General features: G+C 58.6%; 22 protein-coding genes and 2 pseudogenes. 13 read left to right on the top strand and 11 right to left on the bottom strand.

Going from position 1 to position 22,498, the window contains the following annotated elements; translation table 11 throughout:
- Positions 1–54: 54 nt before the first annotated feature.
- The 6 genes from SJY21_RS10055 (at position 55) to SJY21_RS10030 (ending at position 4,754) form a co-directional block, all read left to right on the top strand.
- Entirely contained in the window at positions 55–984 is a 930-nt protein-coding gene (locus SJY21_RS10055; RefSeq protein WP_377509796.1) for a Hint domain-containing protein, read from the top strand.
- A gap of 33 nt (positions 985–1,017) precedes the next feature.
- Positions 1,018–1,755, top strand: coding sequence for a monofunctional biosynthetic peptidoglycan transglycosylase (mtgA, locus tag SJY21_RS10050; protein ID WP_377509793.1), 738 nt, complete (start codon positions 1,018–1,020; stop codon positions 1,753–1,755).
- 63 nt (positions 1,756–1,818) lie between these two features.
- Positions 1,819–2,496, top strand: a complete 678-nt coding sequence (locus SJY21_RS10045; protein WP_377509790.1) for a glutathione S-transferase family protein — start codon at positions 1,819–1,821, stop codon at positions 2,494–2,496.
- On the top strand, positions 2,497–3,534 hold the full coding sequence (queG, locus tag SJY21_RS10040; RefSeq protein WP_377509788.1) for a tRNA epoxyqueuosine(34) reductase QueG: 1,038 nt from the start codon (positions 2,497–2,499) through the stop codon (positions 3,532–3,534). It abuts the gene before it with no gap.
- 32 nt (positions 3,535–3,566) lie between these two features.
- On the top strand, positions 3,567–4,502 hold the full coding sequence (locus SJY21_RS10035; protein ID WP_377509785.1) for a DMT family transporter: 936 nt from the start codon (positions 3,567–3,569) through the stop codon (positions 4,500–4,502).
- 66 nt (positions 4,503–4,568) lie between these two features.
- Positions 4,569–4,754, top strand: coding sequence for a hypothetical protein (locus tag SJY21_RS10030; protein ID WP_377509782.1), 186 nt, complete (start codon positions 4,569–4,571; stop codon positions 4,752–4,754).
- Here SJY21_RS10030 and SJY21_RS10025 read toward each other — a convergent pair.
- Positions 4,751–5,620, bottom strand: coding sequence for a branched-chain amino acid aminotransferase (locus SJY21_RS10025; RefSeq protein WP_377509779.1), 870 nt, complete (start codon positions 5,618–5,620; stop codon positions 4,751–4,753). The genes SJY21_RS10030 and SJY21_RS10025 overlap by 4 nt on opposite strands.
- A 147-nt stretch (positions 5,621–5,767) precedes the next feature.
- Here SJY21_RS10025 and SJY21_RS10020 point away from each other — a divergent pair, with 147 nt between their 5' ends.
- A complete protein-coding gene (locus SJY21_RS10020; protein WP_377513208.1) occupies positions 5,768–6,271 on the top strand; it encodes a MarR family winged helix-turn-helix transcriptional regulator in 504 nt (167 codons plus the stop codon).
- A pseudogene (locus SJY21_RS10015) lies at positions 6,246–6,969 on the top strand (response regulator). Before SJY21_RS10020 ends, SJY21_RS10015 begins: the two are co-directional and overlap by 26 nt.
- Here SJY21_RS10015 and SJY21_RS10010 read toward each other — a convergent pair.
- From SJY21_RS10010 to SJY21_RS09980, 7 genes and pseudogenes are all read right to left on the bottom strand, one after another.
- Positions 6,966–7,926: pseudogene (locus SJY21_RS10010) on the bottom strand (ABC transporter ATP-binding protein). The pseudogenes SJY21_RS10015 and SJY21_RS10010 overlap by 4 nt on opposite strands.
- A complete protein-coding gene (locus SJY21_RS10005; protein ID WP_377509776.1) occupies positions 7,923–8,900 on the bottom strand; it encodes an ABC transporter ATP-binding protein in 978 nt (325 codons plus the stop codon). Before SJY21_RS10005 ends, SJY21_RS10010 begins: the two are co-directional and overlap by 4 nt.
- Before the next feature lies 1 nt (position 8,901).
- Positions 8,902–9,807 carry an ABC transporter permease subunit gene (locus tag SJY21_RS10000; protein ID WP_377509774.1) on the bottom strand — a complete coding sequence of 302 codons (906 nt, stop codon included), beginning with the start codon at positions 9,805–9,807 and terminating at the stop codon, positions 8,902–8,904.
- Entirely contained in the window at positions 9,807–10,814 is a 1,008-nt protein-coding gene (locus SJY21_RS09995; RefSeq protein ID WP_377509771.1) for an ABC transporter permease subunit, read from the bottom strand. Before SJY21_RS09995 ends, SJY21_RS10000 begins: the two co-directional genes overlap by 1 nt.
- Entirely contained in the window at positions 10,814–11,914 is a 1,101-nt protein-coding gene (locus SJY21_RS09990) for a M24 family metallopeptidase (RefSeq protein ID WP_377509767.1), read from the bottom strand. Before SJY21_RS09990 ends, SJY21_RS09995 begins: the two co-directional genes overlap by 1 nt.
- 57 nt (positions 11,915–11,971) lie before the next feature.
- Positions 11,972–13,564: an ABC transporter substrate-binding protein gene (locus SJY21_RS09985; protein WP_377509764.1), complete on the bottom strand. Its 1,593-nt coding sequence runs from the start codon at positions 13,562–13,564 to the stop codon at positions 11,972–11,974.
- 42 nt (positions 13,565–13,606) lie between these two features.
- Positions 13,607–14,473, bottom strand: coding sequence for a helix-turn-helix domain-containing protein (locus SJY21_RS09980; protein ID WP_377509761.1), 867 nt, complete (start codon positions 14,471–14,473; stop codon positions 13,607–13,609).
- On the opposite strand from SJY21_RS09980, the gene SJY21_RS09975 reads away from it, so the two are divergent.
- The 4 genes from SJY21_RS09975 to dxs are packed head-to-tail and all read left to right on the top strand — an operon-like array spanning position 14,432 to position 18,448.
- Positions 14,432–15,358, top strand: coding sequence for a histone deacetylase family protein (locus tag SJY21_RS09975; RefSeq protein ID WP_377509758.1), 927 nt, complete (start codon positions 14,432–14,434; stop codon positions 15,356–15,358). The genes SJY21_RS09980 and SJY21_RS09975 overlap by 42 nt on opposite strands.
- Complete coding sequence (locus tag SJY21_RS09970) at positions 15,355–15,594, top strand: exodeoxyribonuclease VII small subunit (RefSeq protein ID WP_377509756.1); 240 nt, start codon at positions 15,355–15,357, stop codon at positions 15,592–15,594. The genes SJY21_RS09975 and SJY21_RS09970 overlap by 4 nt, the downstream gene beginning before the upstream one ends.
- Positions 15,587–16,519: a polyprenyl synthetase family protein gene (locus tag SJY21_RS09965; protein ID WP_377509753.1), complete on the top strand. Its 933-nt coding sequence runs from the start codon at positions 15,587–15,589 to the stop codon at positions 16,517–16,519. The genes SJY21_RS09970 and SJY21_RS09965 overlap by 8 nt, the downstream gene beginning before the upstream one ends.
- 15 nt (positions 16,520–16,534) lie before the next feature.
- A complete protein-coding gene (gene dxs, locus SJY21_RS09960; protein WP_377509750.1) occupies positions 16,535–18,448 on the top strand; it encodes a 1-deoxy-D-xylulose-5-phosphate synthase in 1,914 nt (637 codons plus the stop codon).
- Here dxs and SJY21_RS09955 read toward each other — a convergent pair.
- Genes SJY21_RS09955 through SJY21_RS09945 form a run of 3 tightly spaced genes read right to left on the bottom strand, consistent with a single transcriptional unit; the run spans position 18,445 to position 20,867 of the window.
- A complete protein-coding gene (locus SJY21_RS09955) occupies positions 18,445–19,218 on the bottom strand; it encodes an ion transporter (RefSeq protein WP_377509747.1) in 774 nt (257 codons plus the stop codon). The genes dxs and SJY21_RS09955 overlap by 4 nt on opposite strands.
- A 58-nt stretch (positions 19,219–19,276) precedes the next feature.
- Positions 19,277–20,131 carry an SDR family oxidoreductase gene (locus SJY21_RS09950; RefSeq protein WP_377509744.1) on the bottom strand — a complete coding sequence of 285 codons (855 nt, stop codon included), beginning with the start codon at positions 20,129–20,131 and terminating at the stop codon, positions 19,277–19,279.
- Complete coding sequence (locus SJY21_RS09945) at positions 20,121–20,867, bottom strand: class II aldolase and adducin N-terminal domain-containing protein (protein ID WP_377509741.1); 747 nt, start codon at positions 20,865–20,867, stop codon at positions 20,121–20,123. The genes SJY21_RS09950 and SJY21_RS09945 overlap by 11 nt, the downstream gene beginning before the upstream one ends.
- A 145-nt stretch (positions 20,868–21,012) precedes the next feature.
- On the opposite strand from SJY21_RS09945, the gene SJY21_RS09940 reads away from it, so the two are divergent.
- Entirely contained in the window at positions 21,013–22,494 is a 1,482-nt protein-coding gene (locus SJY21_RS09940) for an AMP nucleosidase (protein ID WP_377509738.1), read from the top strand.
- The last annotated feature ends 4 nt before the right edge of the window (positions 22,495–22,498 follow it).

Genomic DNA, 22,498 nt, shown 5'->3' with positions numbered 1-22,498 from the left:
CGCCCTCATACCAAGCACTGTTCGCAATTTGACAACAGTGAGTATGAGGCAGTTATGCCAACAAGTTATACAGATCAGTTCTTCCTCATGGATCCGGCTAACCCGCCTGCGGGCGGGACGGCGTTGAACTACGTGAATTACACACTTGTCGATCAAAACAACGACAATGACTTTGACCGTTTTGACAACGACAGCGTGAACGGCTCCGACATTCAAAGCTCATATCCGGGTGATACCGTGACCATCAATGTCGCGGGTGTGGGAAACGTGACCTATACAGGCATTACGTTCTACCTTGCTAACGGGCAGCGGGTTTTTACGCCGACGGATGGTCAAGCCCTGCAGAATGGAACATTCGTGTCGTCCACTTGGGTTAATGGGCAAGGTCCGCTTCTTGTGTCCCAGCTTGGTCCACCGTGCTTTGTAGCGGGAACTCTTATCGAGACAGATCAAGGGCTGCGCCCCGTCGAGGAATTGGCAGTTGGTGACCTGCTCGTGACGCAAGATAACGGGCTTCAGCCTTTGGTCTGGACTGGCCATCGTGCTGTAGTTGGGCAGGGCGACTTTGCCCCGATCCGTTTTGCGCCCGGTGCGCTGGGCAATGATCGTGCGTTGCTTGTGTCACCGCAACACCGCGTCCTGATCAGCGGTTGGCGTGCGGAGCTTTTCTTTGGAGAGGACGAGGTATTCGTCGCCGCCAAGCACCTTGTGAACGGGGATACCATTCACCAGATGCCAACGCGCCATGTGTCCTATCATCATGTCATGTGCGAAAAACACGAGGTCATCTTTGCCGAAGGGATTGCGACAGAAACCTTTTTCCCAGGTGATGTGATGATGGACGGCGATCCAGAGTTGCGTGCTGAAATCATAGCGTTGTTTCCAGAGTTTGCGACGGACACCAAACGCGACCTCATTGAAACCGCGCGCTGTGTGTTGCGTGGTCGTGAAGCAAGCGTGCTATCCGCGCCATTGGCCGCTTGACCGCAGGGTATTGCGCGTGACTTATACAGCCCAATGACAAAGCGATCCAAAGCGACATCAAAGTCAAAGTCCGGTAAGGGCGGGCGCGGCCCAATCACGCGGGCAATTCTTTGGGTGCGACGCTGGATTATCCGTGGAGGGATACTTGTCTTGAGCATTGTTGTTTTGGCAGCTGTGACCTTTGCTTTGGTGAACCCGCCGACCACGCCTTACATGTTTTCCGAAGGGCGGCGCGTTGGCGGGGTGACGCAGGAATGGGTTGCAATCGAAGACATCGCCCCTGTGATGGCGCGATCCGCCGTTGCCGCCGAGGACGCCAATTTTTGCCTGCATTGGGGGTTGGACGTGAATGCGATTCGCGCGGCCCTTGATGGTGGTGGGACGCGTGGTGCATCAACGATTAGCCAGCAAGTCGTCAAGAATGTTTATCTTTGGCATGGCCGCAGTTGGCTGCGCAAAGCCCTCGAAGCCGGTATGACCCCGGTCGTCGAAGCGGTCTGGAGCAAACAGCGTATTCTTGAGGTTTACCTGAATATCGCGGAATTTGATGAAGGCGTGTTCGGCGTCGAGGCCGCTGCCATGCATTACTTTGGCGTGCACGCTGTCGATCTTAGCGCGGTTCAGGCTGCACGACTTGCGGCGATCCTGCCTGATCCAAAAGGGCGTTCGGCCAGTCAGCCTTCACCATATGTTCGCAATCGTGCGGCGGGAATCGTTGATGGTGCGGCGACAATTCTGGCGGACGGCCGCGCGGCATGTTTTGAACGGTGACACGGGATTGATCACCGCCGCGCAATCGGGCATTGAAGTGGGGTCCTAGGTGGTAAGGTTCCGATGAATAGCGCAACCCACAAACTCTATCATTTTCCGCTTTCGCCTTTTTCGCGCAAGGTCCGCCTTTCGTTGGCCGAGAAGCGTATCGAAGTTGAGCTGATCGAAGAGCGTTACTGGGAACAAGACCCTGACTTTTTGCGCCGCAACCCGGCAGGCAAGGTGCCTGTGTTGCGCATGGGTAGCCGCACCTTTGCCGAAAGCACTGCGATCTGCGAATACCTTGAAGAGATACACCCCGAACCGCCGTTGCTGCCCAAGGCCTCTGAACAGCGTTACGAGGTGCGTCGGCTGGTTGCGTGGTTTGACGACAAGTTCAACGCCGAGGTGACCTCAAAACTGCTGGGTGAACGGGTGTTTCGCAAGGTGATGGGCACCGGCTACCCTGACAGTGCAAACGTCAAGGCCGGGTCCAAGGCGATCAAATACCACCTTGATTACATGGCGTGGTTGCTTGATCAGCGCCGCTGGCTGGCAGGAAATGATCTTTCGCTCGCGGATTTTGCGGCAGCATCGCATTTGTCCTGCCTTGATTATGTCAGTGACGTTGATTGGAACCGGTCCGAGGTCGTGAAGGACTGGTACGCCAAGATCAAGTCGCGCCCCGCGTTTCGGTCCTTGCTGGCTGATCAGGTGTCTGGATTCCCGCAACCGTCGCACTACGCCGACCTAGATTTTTAGGTGACTGCAACCCTCAAGGAACGGTTGCGCGCGCAGGCCTTGTCCGAAGGGTTTGCACAGATGGGGGTTTGCCGCCCTGATGCCGTTCCCGAACTGCCCGACCGCCTTGCTGCCTTTCTGGCTGATGGCCGTCACGGGCAGATGTCATGGATGGGTGAACGCACGGGGTGGCGCGCTGATCCAAGCGCCCTTTGGCCCGAAGCGCGATCCGTTGTCATGCTGGCCGAACCCTACACGCCGGATCATAATCCGCTTGCGGTGCTTGACCAACCCGACCGCGCAGCGATTTCCGTTTATGCCCAGAATCGTGACTACCATGATGTTGTCAAGAAACGCCTGAAACGTGTTGGCCGATGGTTGATTGAACAGGCCGAGGACGCGCAGATCAAGGTGTTCGTCGATACCGCCCCCGTCATGGAAAAACCGTTGGGCGCGGCGGCAGGTCTGGGCTGGCAAGGCAAGCACACCAATCTTCTTGGGCGCGATCTGGGCAACTGGTTCTTTCTGGGGGCGATCTTTACGACCCTCGAACTGGACCCCGATGAGGCTGGCGTCGAAAGCTGCGGCAGTTGCACGGCTTGTCTGGATATCTGCCCGACAAACGCCTTTCCCGCGCCGTTCCAGCTGGATGCGCGACGCTGCATTTCCTATCTGACGATCGAACATCACGGGCCGGTTGACGAAGACCTGCGCGGCCTGATGGGCAACCGGATTTACGGGTGCGACGATTGTCTGGCGATTTGCCCGTGGAACAAGTTTGCGCAAGAGGCCCGCGAGGCGAAATATCACGCGCGTGCCGAACTGGTTGCGCCAGGGCTGGCGGAACTTGCTACGCTTGATGATGCTGCGTTCCGCGCTCTGTTTTCGGGCAGTCCCGTCAAACGGATCGGGCGGAACCGGTTCCTGCGCAATGTGCTTTATGCAATCGGCAATTCGGGTGACGCAAAGCTGGCCGATGCGGCCCGCCCCCATGTTGATGATCCCGCCTTTGAGGTCGCAGACGCCGCGCGCTGGGCGATCGCACGTTTGACCCCCTAGCAAGGCGTCCCGCGCGGGCGTATGCGTTGGCCATGAAACGCGCTCCTCTCCTGGATCAATCCCCTGTGCTGGGCATCGCCTTGATGACCCTTGCCGTGACGGTATTCACGGTCATGTCAGCCTTTATCAAGGCGGCAGATCGCGTGCCTGCTGGCGAGGCGATGTTCTTTCGGGCATTTTTTACCTTGCCTGTAATTGTTGTTTGGTTGGTTGCGCGCGGTGATCTGCTGTCGGGGATCAGAACCAGCAATCTGCGGTCGCACGCTGTGCGTGGCATTGCAGGATCCGCGGCTATGGGGTTGGGATTTGCCGGATTGAAATACCTGCCCTTGCCCGAAGTCACGGCGATCAGGTTTGTTACGCCGGTTGTCATGCTTATCCTTGCCGCGTTGTTGCTAGGCGAACGCCTGCGTTTGGTGCGTATTTCGGCGGTGACGGTCGGGTTGATCGGTGTGGTGATCATCGTCTGGCCGCGACTGTCTGCCGGTGCTGGCACGACCGAAGCGTTCGGCGCGATGATCGTGCTTGGCTCGGCCTGTCTGGCGGCCCTTGCACAGGTGTTTGTGAAATCCATGGCCGGGCGCGAAAGCACCGCAGCGATTGTGTTTTACTTTGCCCTCACGGCGTCAGTTCTTTCGCTGTTCACGCTGCCGTTTGGTTGGGTTTGGCCCACGTGGCAAGAAGCCGTGCTTTTGGTCGGCGCTGGGATCGTTGGCGGGATTGGCCAAATTCTGCTGACCTCAAGCTATCGCTTTGCAGAGGCAGGCGTTCTGGCCCCTTTCACCTATGTGTCGATGCTGTGGTCAATCATCATTGGTTACGTCTGGTTTCTTGAAATTCCCACACCGCAGATGCTGTTTGGCGCGGGGCTGATCATCTTGGCGGGCGTGATCATCGTTTATCGTGAGCGCCAACTTGGCACGCAAAAAACCGCCCGCCGCAAGGTCGAAGCCAAGGGGATTCAGTAGCAGGGGGTGAATTCCCGGGCGTGACATGTTATAATTTGCAGGCGTCACGAACTGGGAGGACCATTCATGCAACGCCACATCACCGATCAGAACCGCGCGCGGCAAAGCGCCATCCGTGCCCGCGAATACCTGCGCGTGGAGCGTGAAAAAGTGCCCGACAAGGCCACTGTTGCGCTGCAAAAACGGCCGCACGCCGAAGGCGCGGGCCGCTTGCGTCAGTATCTGCGGATTGCGCGGGGCTGGACCGCTTAGGCGCGGACCAGCTTTTCGTAGGCTTCGGATATCTCGCGGGTGAGCGTGCCGACCTCGAAATTATAGTCACCTATCTGGCCCACTGGCGTCACTTCGGCGGCTGTGCCGGTCAGCCAGCATTGCTCGAACCCTTCAAGTTCTTCGGGCATGATGTGGCGTTCGTGAATCTTGATTCCACGTTCGCGCAGCATGTCCAGAACCGTCTGGCGCGTGATCCCGTTCAGAAAGGCATCCGGCGTTGGTGTATGCACTTCGCCGTCCTTGACGAAAAAGATGTTGGCACCGGTTGCTTCGGCCACATAGCCGCGATAATCGAACATCATCGCATCCGAGCACCCTTTGGCCTCGGCGGCGTGTTTGGACATGGTTGCGATCATGTAAAGGCCGGCCGCCTTGGCCTGTGACGGTGCGGTTTCGGGGCTGGGGCGCTTCCATTTGGCAATATCCAGCTTGGCGCCCTTCATCTTGGCATCGCCATAGTAGTTTCCCCATTCCCATACGGCCACGGCCATGCGCACGGGGTTACGCGCCGATGCAACACCCATATCGGGGCCAGCGCCGCGCCATGCGACCGCGCGCACATAGGCGTCTTTCAGACCATTGGCATCAAGGGCGGCCTGTTTGGCGGCTTCGATTTCGTCAACCGTGTAGGGGATGTCGAAATCAATCAGCTTGCCTGACGTGATCAACCGCTGCGAATGCGCGCGCGACTTAAAGATCTTACCGCTATAGCAGCGCTCGCCCTCGAACACGCTGCTGGCATAGTGCATGGCGTGCGTAAGGATGTGGACATTGGCATCGCGCCAGTCGACCAACTGGCCATCCATCCAGATTTTCCCGTCACGATCATCATATCCACCAGCCATCATAGCCTCCGTCAGTTTTGCATAAATTGCGCCAATAGGTCCGAAACGGACATAAAGTTGCGTAAATTCAAGGATTCGCTACCAGTCCGGTCTTGGAATGTCAACAAGGCTGACGTATTGTCATCCAAGCACAGGGGAGACATGCAGATGGCGGAAGGCGGCATCGAAGGCGGGCAAACGCTTCTCTTTTTGACGGACGAACAGGTTCGCAAAGGGATCGAGGCGATGTTCTTTGCCTATCGCGGATTTACCGCCGATCCTGATCGCATTCTTGCGGATATGGCCTATGGGCGCGCGCATCATCGCGCGATCCATTTCATTCACCGCAATCCCGGAACAACCGTGAACAACCTTCTCGCCATTCTTGGCGTTACAAAACAATCGCTTAATCGTGTGTTGCGCACCTTGATCGCCGAGGGTCTAGTCGCCAGCAAGGTCGGGCGGCAGGACAAACGCGAACGTCATCTGTATCTGACCGACGATGGTGCCGCGTTGGAACAACGTCTGTCGGACGCGCAACGCGACCGGATGCGTGCCGCCTATCGGGCGGCGGGGCCGACAGCGGTCGCCGGGTTCCGGCAGGTGCTTGAGGCGATGATGGACGAGGATATGCGGCGTCAATTCGATGCCATGCGGGATCGGGGACAGTAATTTGGACGAACCACATCTATTGATCGTTGATGACGACGAACGCATTCGCGGGTTGCTGCAAAAATTCCTGATGCGATCAGGATTCCTTGTCAGCACGGCGCGTGATGCCGCCCATGCCCGCCGCGTCCTGAGCGGGCTGGAATTTGATTTGATCGTGCTGGATATCATGATGCCCGGCGAGGATGGCGTGACCCTCTGTCGGTCCCTGCGTGAAACGATCACAACGCCGATCATGTTGTTGACGGCCAAGGGCGAAACCGACGACCGGATCAGCGGGCTTGAGGCGGGCGCGGATGACTATCTTGCCAAACCGTTTGAACCCAAAGAGCTGTTGTTGCGGATCAATGCGATCCTGCGCCGCGTGCCCACCGCTGAGCCGGCACTGCAAGCGCCCAAGGTTCTGCATCTTGGACCGCTGCGCTACGATATTGAACGCGGAGAGCTGTGGCGCGGGGAAGATCTTGTTCGTTTGACGGCGACCGAAAACCAGCTGATGCGGATTTTTTCGGCGGGGCCAAACGATGCGGTAAGCCGCGAAGTCACTGGTTGAGCAGCTTGGCCGGTCCGGCGGGCAAGCGCAGGAACGGGCAGTGGATGTCCAAATTACCCGCTTGCGTCGCAAGTTGGAAACCGATCCCAAACAACCCCGCTACCTGCAAACCGTGCGTGGCGCGGGTTATATGCTGGCGCCCGATTAGTCCCCTTCGGGAAAGAAACAGGCGGCGGGGTGGTCTGATCCATCCAGTGTCGGGCGTTCGGCGCGGCACCGGTCCTGCGCCTTCCAGCAGCGTGGTGCAAAGGCGCAACCGGGCGGCACGTTCAGCGGCGAGGGCAATTCACCCTCCAGTTTGATCCGCTGCTTTTCTGCCGTGGGGTCAGCCACGGGTGTCGCTGACAGTAGCGCGCGCGTGTAGGGGTGGCGCGGGTTGGCCAGCACGTCCTCGATTGTACCCGATTCAACAGGGCGCCCAAGATACATCACGATGATATCGTCGGCCATGTGTTTCACGACCGACAGGTCATGGCTGATGAACAGATAGGCCAGCCCCAGACGATCCTGCAACTCCACCAGAAGGTTCAGGATTTGCGACTGGATCGACAGAATCCAGCGCGCTGACAGGTTCGTCCAGCACCAGCACCTTGGGTTCCAGCATCAGTGCGCGCGCCACGGCGATGCGCTGGCGCTGACCACCGGAAAACATATGCGGATAACGGTCGAAATGTTCGGCGCGCAAACCGACCAGTTCCAGCATCTCGCGCGCCTTGGCGGTGATCGCCTCGCGCGACATATCGGGGCGGTTGATGCGCAGGGGTTCTTCAAGGATGGCCCCCACGCGGTGACGCGGATTTAGTGATCCGTAGGGGTCTTGGAATATGATCTGCACCGATTGGCGCAGGCTGGCCCAGTTTGCAGGTGTCGCGGGCGTCCCGTCGATGGAAAACGTGCCATCGGTCGGTTCTTCAATGAGGGTAATCAGCCGCGCGAGGGTGGATTTTCCACAGCCGGATTCGCCGACCACGGCCAGCGTTTTGCCCGGATGCAACTCGAACGAGGCTTCCGAGAGGGCGCGCACAACGGCCTTGGGCCCGAACAGCGCGCCCTTGACGTTATAGTGGCGTGACAGGTCTTTGGCAGTGACGATTGCTTGGGTCATGCGGCACCTACGGATTTGGTGTTCAGGGGATAATGGCACCGCGCAAGGCCCAGTTCAGGCCCACAGGGTGCGGGCGGCGTGCTGTGGCACTTGGCATCCGCAAAGGCGCAGCGTGGCGCAAACAAACAACCCTTGGGCCGGTCAAACTGGCCCGGAACGACCCCGGTGATGGTGGGCAACAGACGGCCCGTGGCCCGTTCCGGCAACGCGTCCAGCAAGGCCGAGGTATAGGGGTGATGCGGGGTTTCAAACAGGCCGACAACAGGTTGTTCTTCGACCTTTTGACCGGCGTATTGCACGCTGACGCGTTCAGCGGTTTCGGCGACAACACCCATGTCGTGGGTGATCAGGATCAGCGCCATGTCGCTTTCGGCTTGCAGCCCAGTCAACAGATCAAGGATCTGCGCCTGAATGGTCACGTCCAGTGCGGTTGTCGGTTCATCGGCGATCAGCAAGCGCGGCTTGCAGGCGATGGCCATGGCGATCATCACGCGCTGGTTCATGCCACCCGACAGTTGGTGTGGAAACACCCTCAGCCGGCGTTCGGGATCGGGAATGCCGACCTGTTCCAGCAGTTCAATGGCGCGCGTTTGGCGTTCGCGCGACGACAGGTTCAAGTGCTGGCGCAGCGCTTCCTTGATCTGGAAACCGACTGTGAAACAGGGGTTCAGCGATGACATGGGTTCCTGAAAGATCATTGCGATGTCTTTGCCGATCAGCCCGCGCCGGTTGCGCGCGGTAACGGTGCGCAGATCGATCCCGTCGAAATTCATCACGTCGGCGGTGATCGTTGCGGTCCATGGCAGCAGGCCCATCATCGCCAGCATTGACACGGATTTGCCCGACCCGCTTTCCCCGACGATGGCAAGGATATCGCTCTTGTCGACGCTGACATCCACGCCGTCCACCGCGCGGAACTGGCCGCCGGACGTCGAAAAATCAACGCTGAGGTTTCTGATTTCAAGAAGTGACATGTCAGCTCCTCTTTAGTTTGGGATCAAGGGCATCGCGCAGCCCGTCACCCATCAAGTTGATCGCCAGCACGGTCACAAGGATCGCGATGCCGGGCAGGGTCACGACCCACCAGGCGCGCAGGATAAACTCGCGCGCTTCGGCCAGCATCGTGCCCCATTCGGGCGTAGGCGGCTGTGCGCCCATCCCAAGAAAGCCCAGCGCGGCCGCGTCAAGGATCGCGTTGGAAAACGATAGCGCCGCCTGCACGATGATCGGCGCAAGGCAGTTGGGCAGGACAGTGACGAACATCCGCCGGAACAGGCCCGCACCTGCAACACGAGCCGAAGTGACATAGTCCTTGGACAATTCGCCCAGCACCGATGCGCGGGTCAGGCGCACATAGTGCGGTTGCAAAACGATGGCGATGGCAATCATCGCATTGATCAGCGATGGCCCAAGGATGGCAACCAACACCAGCGCAAGTAACAGGGACGGGAATGCCAGAATGATATCCATGATCCGCATGATGATTGTATCAAGCCACTTGGGCGCAAACCCGGCGAGCAGACCAATCAGGATGCCACCCGTGGCGGCCACGGCCACAACAACGATCCCGACGAAAAAGCTGAACCGCGCGCCATGCAGCAGGCGCGACAGCATATCGCGCCCCAACGGGTCAGTGCCCAACCAGAACTTTGAGCTGCCACCCTCCTGCCAGAATGGCGGGACAAGGGTGTATTCGCGGAACTGTTCGGTGGGGCTGTAGGGCGCAAGGATATCGGCGCCCGCGGCCATGATGATAAAGGCGATGAACACCCACAGGCCCATCACGGCCCCGCGGTTTTCGCTGAAATAGAACCAGAATTCGCGCAGGCGGCCCGGACGGGCCTTGTTGGCGGCGGTGGCTTCGGGGGTCAGGTCGGTCATTATTGCTTCCTGATTTTGGGGTTGATGAAGCCGTAAAGCACATCGACCGTAAGGTTCACGATCATCACCATCAGCGCGATCAGCAGTAGCCCGCCCTGCACAACCGGATAGTCACGGCGGAAGATGCTATCGACCATCCACTTGCCGATGCCCGGCCAGCTAAAGATTGTTTCGGTCAGGATCGCGCCGGCCAGCAGCGTGCCAACCGACAGGCCGATCACGGTGATCACTGGGATCAGGGCGTTGCGCATGGCGTGCATCCCGTTGATGCGCGCGGGGCGCAGCCCCTTGGCCTTGGCAGTGCGAATGTAGTCCTCACTCAGGACTTCGAGCATGGCCGAACGGGTCTGACGTGCGATCACGGCCAGCGGCACGGTGGCCAGCACGATCGTCGGCAGGACCAAGTGGCGCACAGCCGAAGTGAACGCGCCCTTTTGTCCCGAAAGCAGGCTGTCGATCAGCATGAACCCCGTCACGTCATCAAAGTAGTAAATCAGATCGATCCGCCCCGATACAGGCGTCCATTGCAAGTTGCCGCTGAACACGATGATCAGCAGCAATGCCCACCAGAAAATCGGCATGGAATAGCCGATCAGCGCCGTGGACATAAGCGCACGGTCAAAGAACTTGCCGCGGTTCACGGCTGCAATCACACCGGCAGGCAGGCCGATCAGCACCGCAAGAATCATCGCGCAGATCGACAGTTCCAAAGTGGCCGGAAACAGGGCGAAAAATTCGTCCCAGACCGGGCGTTTGGTGACAAAACTGTTGCCAAGATCACCCTGGATCACACCGCCCAGATACTCCCAGTATTGAACAAGCACAGGTCGGTCAAAGCCCAGCTCCTGCACCAGTTCCTGATAGCGTTCATCGCTCATCCCGCGTTCACCAGCCATGACGATGATCGGATCACCCGGCAGGACGCGGATGAAGGAAAACGAAATCAGCGTGACGCCGATGAACGTTGGCAGGAACGTCAGCAGGCGTGACAAAAGGTATTTGAGCATCAGGTCTTTCCTATGATCATCAGATCTTTGGGGAAGGTTGTGAGGGAACGGCAGCCATCAGTTGTAATCAACACATCGTCTTCGATGCGCACACCGAAATTACCGATCTCGTAAAGGCCGGGTTCGTTTGTGTAAACCACACCAGCCTTTAGAACTTCGTGATTGCCGCGCATGATATAGGGCGCTTCGTGCACGTCGCGGCCCAACCCGTGGCCTGTTTTCGTGCGGATGCGGTTGGCATAGGGCGAGGCTTCGAGGACGCCAATTACGGCGTTATCAATCTGGTGCGCAGTCACGCCAGCCCTGGTCACGGCAAACCCCGCAAGGTTTGCCGCCAGCACGGTTTCGTAAACGGCGCGACCTTCGTCACTGACGTGATCCACAAACACGGTGCGGGTGATGTCGGCGGCAAAGCCGTCTTTGCGTGCGCCGAAATCCAGCAACAGCGCATCGCCCGGTTTGATCTGGTAATCGGCCCGTGCATGGGCATGGGGGCGGGCGGAATTGTCACCGGCGGCAACGATGGGATCAAAGGCCAGCCCTTGGGCCCCTTCGGCAAACAGACGCCCGACAAGGATTGCCTCAACCTCGGCCTCGGTCATGCCGACGCGGACCTGATCAAGCGTGTGGGCAAGGGCGCGTTCCGAAATGGCAATCGCGGCTTCAAGAGCGGCGATATCAGCATCGGTCTTGATCATGCGCAAGCCACTGATCGCTTTTTCACCATCGGTGATCTCAAGCTGTGGCATCGCCTTTTTCAGCGCGTGATGCACAAAAACGCGCATGACCTGCCCTTCGACAGCGATTGTGTGAATATGCAGGTCGCGGGCTAGCGCATCAAAGGCGGGCTGATAGCCGTCCTGATCGCGCCAGTCATAGACGGCACCGGTGAAATTGACCTGCTCCCAAGAGCCAAGCTCGAGATTGGGAACGACAGCGGCGGGGTCACCCGTTGCGGGGACAATCAAGACAAAGGGGCGTTCGTGGCTGGCAAAGGATTGCCCCACGGCGCGCGTGAAATTCGGGCCGGGCACCAGCGCGACAGCATCGACATTCAGGTCAACGGCAGTTTGGCGCAGATCGGCAAAACGGTCGGTCATTTGGGGGGCTCCGGCAGGGGTGTCCGGGGCCAGTTGCGGCCCCGGACATTGGTGCGATTATTCGGCGAGTGTCACGCCATAGAAGATGTGACCACCAAGCGGGTGGACGATGTAGCCCTCCACTTCGGGGCGCACGGGCATGTAAACGACCGAGTGCGCGATCGTGGCCCAGGGCGCCTGATCCTTGAAGATAACTTGCGCTTCTTCATACAGACGTGTCCGCTCGGCCTGATCGGTTTCGACCTTGGCGGCCTGGATCAGATCTTCGAACGGCTGGTGGCACCACTGTGCACGGTTGGAGTTTTCGATCCCGTCACAGCCCAGCAACACGGCCAGGAAGTTATCCGGATCGCCGTTGTCACCTGTCCAACCAAGCAGAACCGCGCCATCACGATCAATCTCGCGCGAACGGGACAGGTATTCACCCCATTCGTAGGACACGATTTCAACATCAACACCGATTTCGGCAAAGTCAGCCTGCATCAGTTCCGCCATGCGGCGGGCGTTGGGGTTGTAGGGGCGCTGCACGGGCATGGCCCAGATCTTCATCGACAGGTCGGTGACGCCTGCGGCCTCAAGAGCGGCGCGCGCTGCTTCGGGGTCATAGGTGTCGTCAACGATGTCTTCGTTGTAGGACCACATGGTCGGCGGGATCGGGTTCTTGGCAATCTGGCCGGACCCTTGGAACACCACGTCGATGATGGCCTGCTTGTCGATGGCCATGTTCAACGCACGACGCACAGCCGGATCGTCAAACGGCGCGATCTGTGAGTTATAGGCAAGGTAGCCGACGTTCAGGCCTTCCTGCTCGAGCACGTTGATCCCTTCGTCTGCGACCATCGCTTCGACATCGGCAGGGTTCGGGTAAGGCATGATGTGGCATTCGCCAGCCTGAAGCTTCTGATAACGCACAGAGGCATCCGGCGTGATCGCAAAGATCAGATTGTCAAAGCCAGCCGCACCGCGCCAGTAATCGGCGTTGGTTTCGTAACGGATCACGGCGTCCTTTTGGTAAGCGACAAAACTGAACGGGCCAGTGCCGATCGGCGCCTGGTTGACCATTTCAGGTGTGCCGGCCTCCATCATCGCATCGGCATACTCCGCCGACAGGATCGAGGCAAAATCCATCGCCATGTTGGCAACGAAAGGTGCTTCTGGACGGGTCAGGACGAACTTGACTGTGTAGTCGTCGACCTTTTCGACCGAGGCCACCAGATCGGGCATGGACATACCTTCAAAGTATTCCCAGGTGCCGCCCGATACTTCGTGATAGGGGTGATCATCAAGACGCTGACGCTCAAAGCTATAGATTACGTCATCGGCATTGAAGTCACGCGTTGGCGTGAAGCTGTCGTTGGAGTGGAATTTCACGCCCTGACGCAGGTTGAATGTGTATTCCAGCCCGTCCTCGGAAGCTTCCCAGCTTTCGGCCAGACCGGGGATCACGTTGGTCGTGCCGGTCTCGAATTCCGTCAGGCGGTTGTAGATCGGGTGGGACGACGCATCAAAGGTCGTGCCTGCCGTATACAGCGCCGGGTCGAAACCCTCGGGCGACCCTTCCGAGCAATAGACAAGCGTCTGCGCCGAAAGGGCGGTGCTGCCAAGGATGGCCATTGTAAGGCCGGCAGCGAGGTTGCGTTTAATAGACATTTTTCTCTCCTGTCTGGTTTTCATTCAAAGTTGGCAAAGGGGTTAGCCCGCTCTGCTGTGCGCCGAAGAAGGCGCCAGGGCTGACACGGCAGATGGCTGTCCGCGTTGCGCCCCGTTTTCTGATTTTGCTTTGCCCGATTTTTCGTATTGCATCCGCCCCACCCAAAGTATGCGGGCGGGCGCGTCTGACTTGTTGGACCATGAATGCGGGCTGGTGCCGAGATAGTGCAGGCTGTCACCTGTAGTCATGGTGTGTTCGATCCCATCCACGACCTGCGCAATTGCACCGTCAAGGATATAGATCATCTCTTCGCCTTCGTGGCTGACTTCTTCCGAAGTGTAGCCAGGGGGCACGTGCAGAATAAAGGACGTCAACTCGTGACCAGGAAAATCCGCGCCGATTTGCTCATAGGCAATCGACGAACCGGATACTGAAAAGTGCGGGCGCCGGCCTGCGCGGGTCAGGCTGTCGACCGGCTTGGGGGTGGCAATGAAATAGTCCACGCCCACATGCAGCGCCGCAGCAATTTGCGAGAGCGTGCCAAGGGTCGGTATCGCATTTCCGCGTTCAACCTGGCTGAGATAGCCGACCGAAACGCCCGAATCGGCACCCAATTCCTGCAGGGTCAGCCCATGCTTGTGGCGTTGGCGGCGCAGACGCGGGCCAAGGTCATTCATGCTATTGGATTGGCCTTTGACCAAGAAAATCCCCCAAGGCGCGCCGATTGTGGTAGTATTTTTGCATGGCGCGACGCGACTCAGCCTGTTGAAAAACTTCTTTACCGTCAACTCAATTTTTTTACTGCACCGCGGCGTGGCGGGTTTCTTTCGCTTGAAATGCGCGCGCGCAACCTGTTCCTTGGCGGCATGGTTACTGCATTGATTACCCATCCCGATTGTCTTGATCATGTCACCCCGCCGGGGCATCCCGAACAGGTAGCGCGCCTTGATGCGGTCTTGGGTGCGCTGGCGGATATGGACTTGCGCCGCGTCAGTGCGCCGATGGTGGCGGATGATGATCTGCTGCGCGTTCACCCGCAAAGCCACATCACCGCCATTCGTAACGCCGCCCCGGCCCAAGGCTGGCGATCGCTGGATGCTGATACGCATATGTCGGTGGGCAGTTTGGCTGCCGCCTACCGCGCTGCCGGTGCCGTGGTGCGCTGCGTCGATCTGGTTCTGGATGGCGCGGTTGCCAATGCCTTTGCCGCGGTGCGCCCGCCGGGTCATCACGCCGAACGCGAAACAGCCATGGGATTCTGTTTCTTTGGATCGGTTGCGGTGGCTGCGAAACATGCGCTGGATCATCACGGGCTGAAACGGGTCGCAATTGTCGATTTCGATGTGCATCACGGCAACGGAACGCAGGATCTGGTCGAGGATGATGCGCGCATTCTGTTTTGTTCCACGCACCAGTCACCGCTTTATCCCGGCACCGGCGCGGCAGACGAGGTCGGGGCGCATGACAATGTGGTCAACGTGCCGCTGCCGGATGGGACCGGATCAAAAGCATTTCGCGAAGTGATGGAGCGGGTCATTCTGCCGCGCGTTGATGCTTTCGCACCTGAACTTCTGCTGATATCCGCCGGATTTGATGCACATGAAGATGATCCATTGGCGGGGATGATGCTGAAAACCGATGATTTTGCGTGGATAACCAGCCGTCTGTGTGATTTGGCGGATAAACACTGCGCCGGGCGCGTGGTATCCAGCCTTGAAGGCGGCTATGATCTTGAGGCTTTGGCCGATAGTGCCGCCGCCCATGTTGCCGTTCTAGAGGAGAGAGGCCGATGACCGACCAGCCTGTTGATAAGATGAGCTTTGAAGATGCAATGCGCGAGTTGGAAGGCGTCGTTGGCCAGCTTGAGCGTGGCGATGTCCCGCTTGAGGAATCGATCACCCTTTACGAACGCGGTGCCGCATTGAAAAAGCGCTGCGAGGCCAAGCTGAAAGAGGCCGAGGAAAAGGTCGCCAAGCTGACGCTGGATGGTGATGGAAATCCGACAGGCACGGCCCCGCTTGATGGCTAGGAAGCCCGAGTTCAAACCTTTGGACCAATTCGAGGTCACGCGGATCGTCGATATGACGCGCCACCCTTTGGCTGCATCGCTGAAGGCTGCCGCCGAGACTGCCGATGCGCGTGTGGAATTTGCGCTGGCTGGTTTGATTGGCCCGATCCCCGACGCGATGAAATACGCGGTGCGCGGCGGCAAAGCCCTACGCGCTTTTCTGGTGCTGGAATCGGCGCGCTTGCACGGCATTGACGCGATGCGAGCGCAACCTGCGGCGGCGGCCATCGAATGTTTGCATGCTTATTCACTGGTCCACGACGATTTGCCTTGTATGGACGATGATGCTCTGCGCCGTGGCCAACCCACCGTGCATGTAAAGTGGGACGAGGCGACCGCGGTGCTAGTCGGTGACGCGCTCCATTCCCTTGCGTTTCAGCTGGTGATGGAAACTGGGGTTGATGCGCAGCAACGGTTCATCCTGACCCACTCCCTTGCCGGCGCCGCTGGCGTGCGCGGCATGGTTGGAGGGCAAGCGATGGACATCGCTGCTGAAACGGCGCCCGAACCTTTGACGCTTGATCAGATCATGACGCTACAAGCAGGTAAAACCGGCGCCCTGATTTCGTGGTCGGCGATAGCTGGGCCGCGCATGGCGGGCGAAAAGGAACATAAAATGCGTATCTACGGCGATTGTCTGGGCCTTGCGTTCCAGATTGCTGATGATGTGCTTGATGTGGAAGGTGACGCCGCAACTGTTGGCAAGGCTGTGCGCAAGGACGAAGCCGCCGGAAAGGCCACTTTTGTTTCCCTTTTGGGTCTTGATGGGGCGAAACGCCGCGCGCAAGACCTCGTGACCGAGGCCTGTGATGCACTATCATCTTATGGTGACGACGCCGAAACCTTGAAGGAGGCCGCGCGTTTCGTTATTGCCCGCGGGCATTGATGAAAGGCCGAACCCATGGCTGACAGACCAAACACCCCCACGCTTGACCGCGTTCACCTGCCTGCTGACCTGCGAGAAATGTCAGACGTCGAACTGCGCCGTGTCGCCGACGAACTCCGCGCCGAAACGATTTCGGCCGTGTCTGAAACTGGCGGCCATTTGGGTGCTGGCCTTGGTGTGGTTGAACTGACCGTTGCGCTTCATGCGGTGTTTGATACGCCACGCGACAAGATCATATGGGACGTCAGTCACCAGTGTTATCCGCACAAGATCCTGACGGGGCGGCGTGACCGTATCCGCACCCTGCGCCAAAAAGACGGGCTGAGCGGGTTCACGAAGCGCAGTGAATCGCCCTATGATCCCTTTGGCGCGGCCCATTCCAGCACATCGATTTCCGCTGCACTTGGCTTTGCAGTGGCGGCTGATTTGGGCGGTGATCCCGGTGACGGAATTGCCGTGATCGGTGACGGTGCGATGTCTGCGGGCATGGCCTATGAGGCGATGAACAACGCAGGTCATTTGGGCAAACGCTTGTTTGTGATCCTCAACGATAACGACATGTCGATTGCTCCGCCCGTAGGTGCGATGTCATCGTACCTGAGCCGCCTTTATGCCGGCGCGCCGTTTCAAGACTTGAAGGCTGCGGCCAAGGGCGCGGTGTCGTTCTTGCCACCACCCCTGCAAGAAGGTGCGCGCCGTGCCAAGGAAATGCTAAAAGGCATGACCGTCGGCGGAACGATGTTCGAGGAATTGGGATTCAGTTATGTTGGCCCGATTGACGGGCATGATATGGAGCAATTGCTGTCGGTCTTACGCACCGTGAAAACCCGCGCGACGGGGCCTGTGTTGATCCACGCGATTACCAAAAAGGGCAAGGGGTATGCCCCCGCCGAGGCCGCAATTGACCGTGGCCATGCCACCGCGAAATTTGACTTGGTGACGGGGAAACAGGCCAAGGCGAAAAGCAACGCGCCGAGTTACACGAGTGTGTTTGCCGAGGCCTTGTTGAAAGAAGCCGCGAAAGACCCAAAGATTTGCGCCATCACGGCCGCGATGCCGGACGGCACGGGTCTGAACCGGTTCATGGAGCGTTACGCCAGCCGCTGTTTTGACGTGGGCATTGCCGAACAACACGCCGTGACATTTTCCGCCGGATTGGCAGCCGGTGGGATGAAACCGTTTTGCGCACTTTATTCGACGTTCCTGCAACGCGGGTATGATCAGGTTGTGCATGATGTCGCGATCCAGCGCCTGCCGGTGCGGTTCGCGATTGATCGCGCGGGGCTGGTCGGGGCTGACGGCGCAACCCATGCGGGCAGCTATGATATTGCCTATCTGGCGAACCTGCCCGGTTTTGTGGTGATGGCCGCCGCGGACGAGGGTGAATTGGTGCGCATGGTCGCGACTGCCGCCGCCCATGATGACGGTCCGATTGCGTTCCGTTTTCCACGCGGCGAGGGTGTGGGCGTGGTCATTCCCGAAGACGCGCAGCCGCTGGAAATCGGCAAGGGCCGGATGATCCGCGCGGGTAAACAGGTGGCAATCCTGTCGTTTGGCACCCGTTTGCAAGAGGTTGAAGCGGCCTGCGAATCCTTGGGTGCGAAAGGTATCAAGCCAACGATTGCCGATGCGCGTTTCGCCAAACCGCTTGATCGTGACATGATCCTGAAATTGGCCGCCGACCATGATGCGATGATCACCATCGAGGAAGGTGCGGTTGGCGGGTTCGGTAGCCATGTTGCGCAGTTGCTGTCGGACGAAGGTGTTTTTGATCACGGCTTGAAGTTCCGTTCGATGGTGCTGCCCGATACGTTTATCGACCAGTCCAGCCCGCGCGACATGTATGCCATGGCGGGTCTGAACGCCGAGGATATCGAGCGCAAAGTATTGGAAGTTCTGGGCGTTGGCGTGATCGGCAAACGCGCCTAGGTTTTCGGTGGCAGACGATCTTCGATGGCTTTCAGGCGCTCCAGCACTTCGTCGCGATAGGTATCAGTGCGGGCCACATCGTCTTCGTGGTGGGCGTCCTGCATGGAATTCACGATCAGGCCGACCAGCAGGTTCACCACAGCAAAGGTCGTCATCATGATGAAGGGCACAAAGAACGCCCATGCGTAGGGGTAGGTTTCCATCACAGGGCGCACGATCCCCATAGACCAGCTTTCAAGCGTCATGATCTGGAACAGGGAATAGGCCGACAGCCCCAAGTGGCCGAACCATTCGGGAAAGGCATCACCGAACAGTTTCGTAGCCATCACGCTGCCAATGTAGAAGATGATCATCATCAACACGAACACGCTGCCCATGCCGGGAAGGGCGGTTACAAACCCTTCGACCACGCGGCGCAGGCGCGGCGCGGCAGACAACACGCGCAGCACCCGCAGGATCCGCAATGCCCGCAAGACGGAAAACGACTGTGCGGCGGGCACGATCGCGATCCCGACGATGACAAAGTCAAAGATATTCCATCCAGACCGGAAAAAGCGCCAGCCATGGGCGAATAGCTTGGCCGCGATTTCGATTACGAAGATACACAGGCAGAATGTGTCGAGCGCGTAGATCAATGCGCCAAAGTTCGCCATGACGGTGTCCGAGGTTTCCAGCCCAAGGATCAGCGCGTTGAACAAGATCACGCCGATGATTCCGTTACGCACGAAATCACGTTCAAGATAAGCAGCGGTCTGTTCGCGCAGGGTCATTGGTGTCTCGCTCGGTTACGTTAGGTTGATATGAGATGCCGGACCGAAAGACGCAAGCCTAACCGTCCTGTGCAAGCAAGGCCTGCAAACCTGTGCGATAATCCGGATAAAGCAATGTGACACCAAGTTCGTCCTTGATCCGGTCGTTGCGCACTTTCTTGCTTTCGGCATAAAAGCTGCGCGCCATCGCGGTCATGTCAGCATCTTCAAATGCCACGGCAGGTGGAATTGGCAGGCCCAACAATTCAGCGGCATAGGCGATCACGTCTTGCGGCGGGGCAGGATCGTCATCGCACAGGTTATATATCGCACCGGGGTTGGGGCGCGCGATCGAGGCCGCCAGAACCTGTGCGATATCGTCCACATGTATGCGGCTGAAGACCTGCCCGCTCTTGATGATCCGCCGCGCGGTGCCGTTGCGCACCTTGGCAAACGGGCCACGACCGGGTCCGTATATTCCCGCCAGGCGAAAAATATGCAGCGGCAGGTCCATGGACTGCCAATCCGCTTCGGCAGCGACGCGCAGTTGCCCGCGTTTGGTTGACGGTGCAAGGGGCGTGTTTTCATCGACCCACCCGCCTTGATGATCCCCATAAACGCCTGTGGTGGACAGATAGCCAACCCATTCAAACTGGTCGCGACGCGCGGCAATCTCGTTTCGCATCGCTTCCAGAACCGGATCGCCATCGGCGCCTGGCCCGGCCGAAATCAACAAGTGGCTGGCCTGATCCAGTTCTGCGGTGATCGGCTGGTCTGGCCAGATCAGCGGCGTCGCATCGGTGTCGCGCACCCTGTCGGCGTTATCAGCAGAGCGGGTCGTGCCAAAGACAGTCCACCCCTGCCGGTGCAAGATGGGGGAAAGCGCACCAGCACTGTATCCGTGCCCGAACGACAGCATTGTCCTAGCTGGCATAGCTTGCGCCTTCTTCATCAAGGATCGCGCGCAATTCGGCCAGATGTCGCACATCCTGTTCGGGATATTGTTCCAGCTCGCGGGCTGTCTTTTCGGCAATATCGTCTGGCAAAACACGCAGTGGCTGACCGGTTTGCAGCGCGCGGATGTAGGTTTCGGCGGCGCGTTCAAAATAGAACATGCGATTAAAGGTTTCAGCCACCGTTTCGCCGATCACCATGACTCCGTGGTTACCCATGATCATGACCTTTTGCTTGGGGTCGGTAAACAGTGCGGCGCAACGTGCGCCTTCGTCCTCGAAGGCCAAACCGCCATAGTTTTCATCAATCACATAGCGGTTAAAGAACGTCGCGCAGTTCTGGTCGATTGGTGGCAATCGGCTGTCAGCAAGGGATGCCAAAACCGTCGCATGGATCGAATGCACATGCATCGCGCAGCGCGCGTGGGGGCAATGGCGGTGCAACCCGCCGTGCAGGCCCCACGCCGTTGGATCAGGCGCGTTCGGACCAGTCAGGGTTTCAGGGTCATTGGCGTCGACGATGATCATATCGCTCGCCTTGATGCGGCTGAAATGCATCTGGTTGGGGTTCATCAGGAACCGCGTGCCATCATCGTTGATCGCCATCGAAAAATGGTTCGCAACGCCTTCATGCATATCAAGCCGCGCCGTCCAGTGAAAGGCGGCGGCAAGATCGGTGCGTTCGTCCCAGTGGGTCAGATTATGGCGATTGGACATCATCGGCTCCGCTATTTGTTTCGCATAGTTTGTCAGTTTGGCTGTGCCAGTTACAGTGATTTCACGTCACGGCTTGCAGACCTGTGCCGGTTCGTGTCAGATTTGGTGATGCTGATTATCCCCACATATTCAAGGATCCCGCTGGATGAGCGCTGATACGACTCTGCCCGTAGTTTCGCCCCCGCTGGCGGCCCCCGAGGCCTTTACCGATGCGAAGGCCGCGGTAGCGCATCTGGTTGCCCTTTATGACGAGGCAACTGAATTTCTCTGCGCCTCGTTTTCGGAAACGCTTAAGACTGGTCAGCCAACTTCGCGCTATCGCGCGTTTTATCCCGAAATACGTATCCGCACCACGAGCTTTGCTGTTGTCGATAGTCGTTTGTCGTTTGGCCACGTTGCCCAGCCGGGTAGCTATTCCGCGACGATCACCCGCCCGCGCCTGTTTGCCAAATATCTTGAGCAACAGATCGGTTTGCTGATCCAGAACCACAACGTGCCCGTTGAGATCGGCCAGTCGATGACGCCGATGCCGGTGCATTTCGCAGTTGCGAATGAACAGGACGTTTCGGTGCCTCAGGAAGGGGCCGGCGACTTTACCCTGCGCGATGTCTTTGACGTGCCCGATCTGGCAACAACCAATGATGACATTGTCAATGGTCTTGGATTCACATTCGAGGACGGGTCGCACCCGCTCGCGCCATTCACGGCGCAACGCGTCGATTATTCGTTGGCGCGGCTGTCGCACTACACCGCCACCGCGCCCGACCATTTCCAGAACCATGTGCTGTTCACGAACTACCAGTTCTACGTCGAAGAGTTCGAGGCTTATGCCCGCCAGATGCTGGCTGACAAAAGCAGCGGATACACATCATTCGTGGCGACCGGAAATGTCGAGATCACGGAAGCAGACGCACCACTGGATGTGCCTGCAAAGATGCCGCAGATGCCGACCTATCATTTGAAACGCGAAGGCGGGCAGGGGATTACGCTGGTCAATATCGGCGTCGGACCATCGAATGCAAAAACCGCAACAGACCATATTGCCGTGTTGCGGCCCCATGCTTGGCTGATGGTTGGTCACTGCGCGGGCCTGCGCAATTCGCAGCAGCTGGGCGATTTTGTTCTGGCGCATGCCTATCTGCGTGAAGACAAGGTTCTGGATGATGACCTGCCCGTTTGGGTGCCGGTTCCTGCCCTTGCGGAAATCCAGATCGCGCTGGAAACCGCTGTGGCCAAGGTGACTGAACTGGAAGGATTTGACCTCAAGCGGATCATGCGCACGGGCACCGTGGCGAGCCTTGACAACCGGAACTGGGAATTGCGCGATCAGCGCGGCCCCGTTCAGCGCCTGAGCCAAAGCCGCGCCGTTGCGCTGGACATGGAAAGCGCGACAATCGCCGCAAACGGGTTCCGGTTTCGGGTGCCTTACGGAACGTTGCTGTGCGTCAGCGACAAGCCGCTGCACGGTGAATTGAAGCTGCCCGGCATGGCATCGGATTTCTACAAAACGCAGGTTGCGCGCCATTTGATGATCGGAATCCGGGCGATGGAACACTTGCGTGAGATGCCGCTGGAACGGCTTCACAGCCGGAAGTTGCGCAGTTTTGAGGAGACAGCCTTCCTTTGAGACC

The organism is Octadecabacter sp. R77987 (assembly GCF_042466115.1).
In the GTDB taxonomy this organism is placed as follows: Bacteria; Pseudomonadota; Alphaproteobacteria; order Rhodobacterales; family Rhodobacteraceae; genus SW4.
Note: the sequence above shows the minus strand (reverse complement) of the source record. Positions and strands in the feature narration are given on the sequence as shown.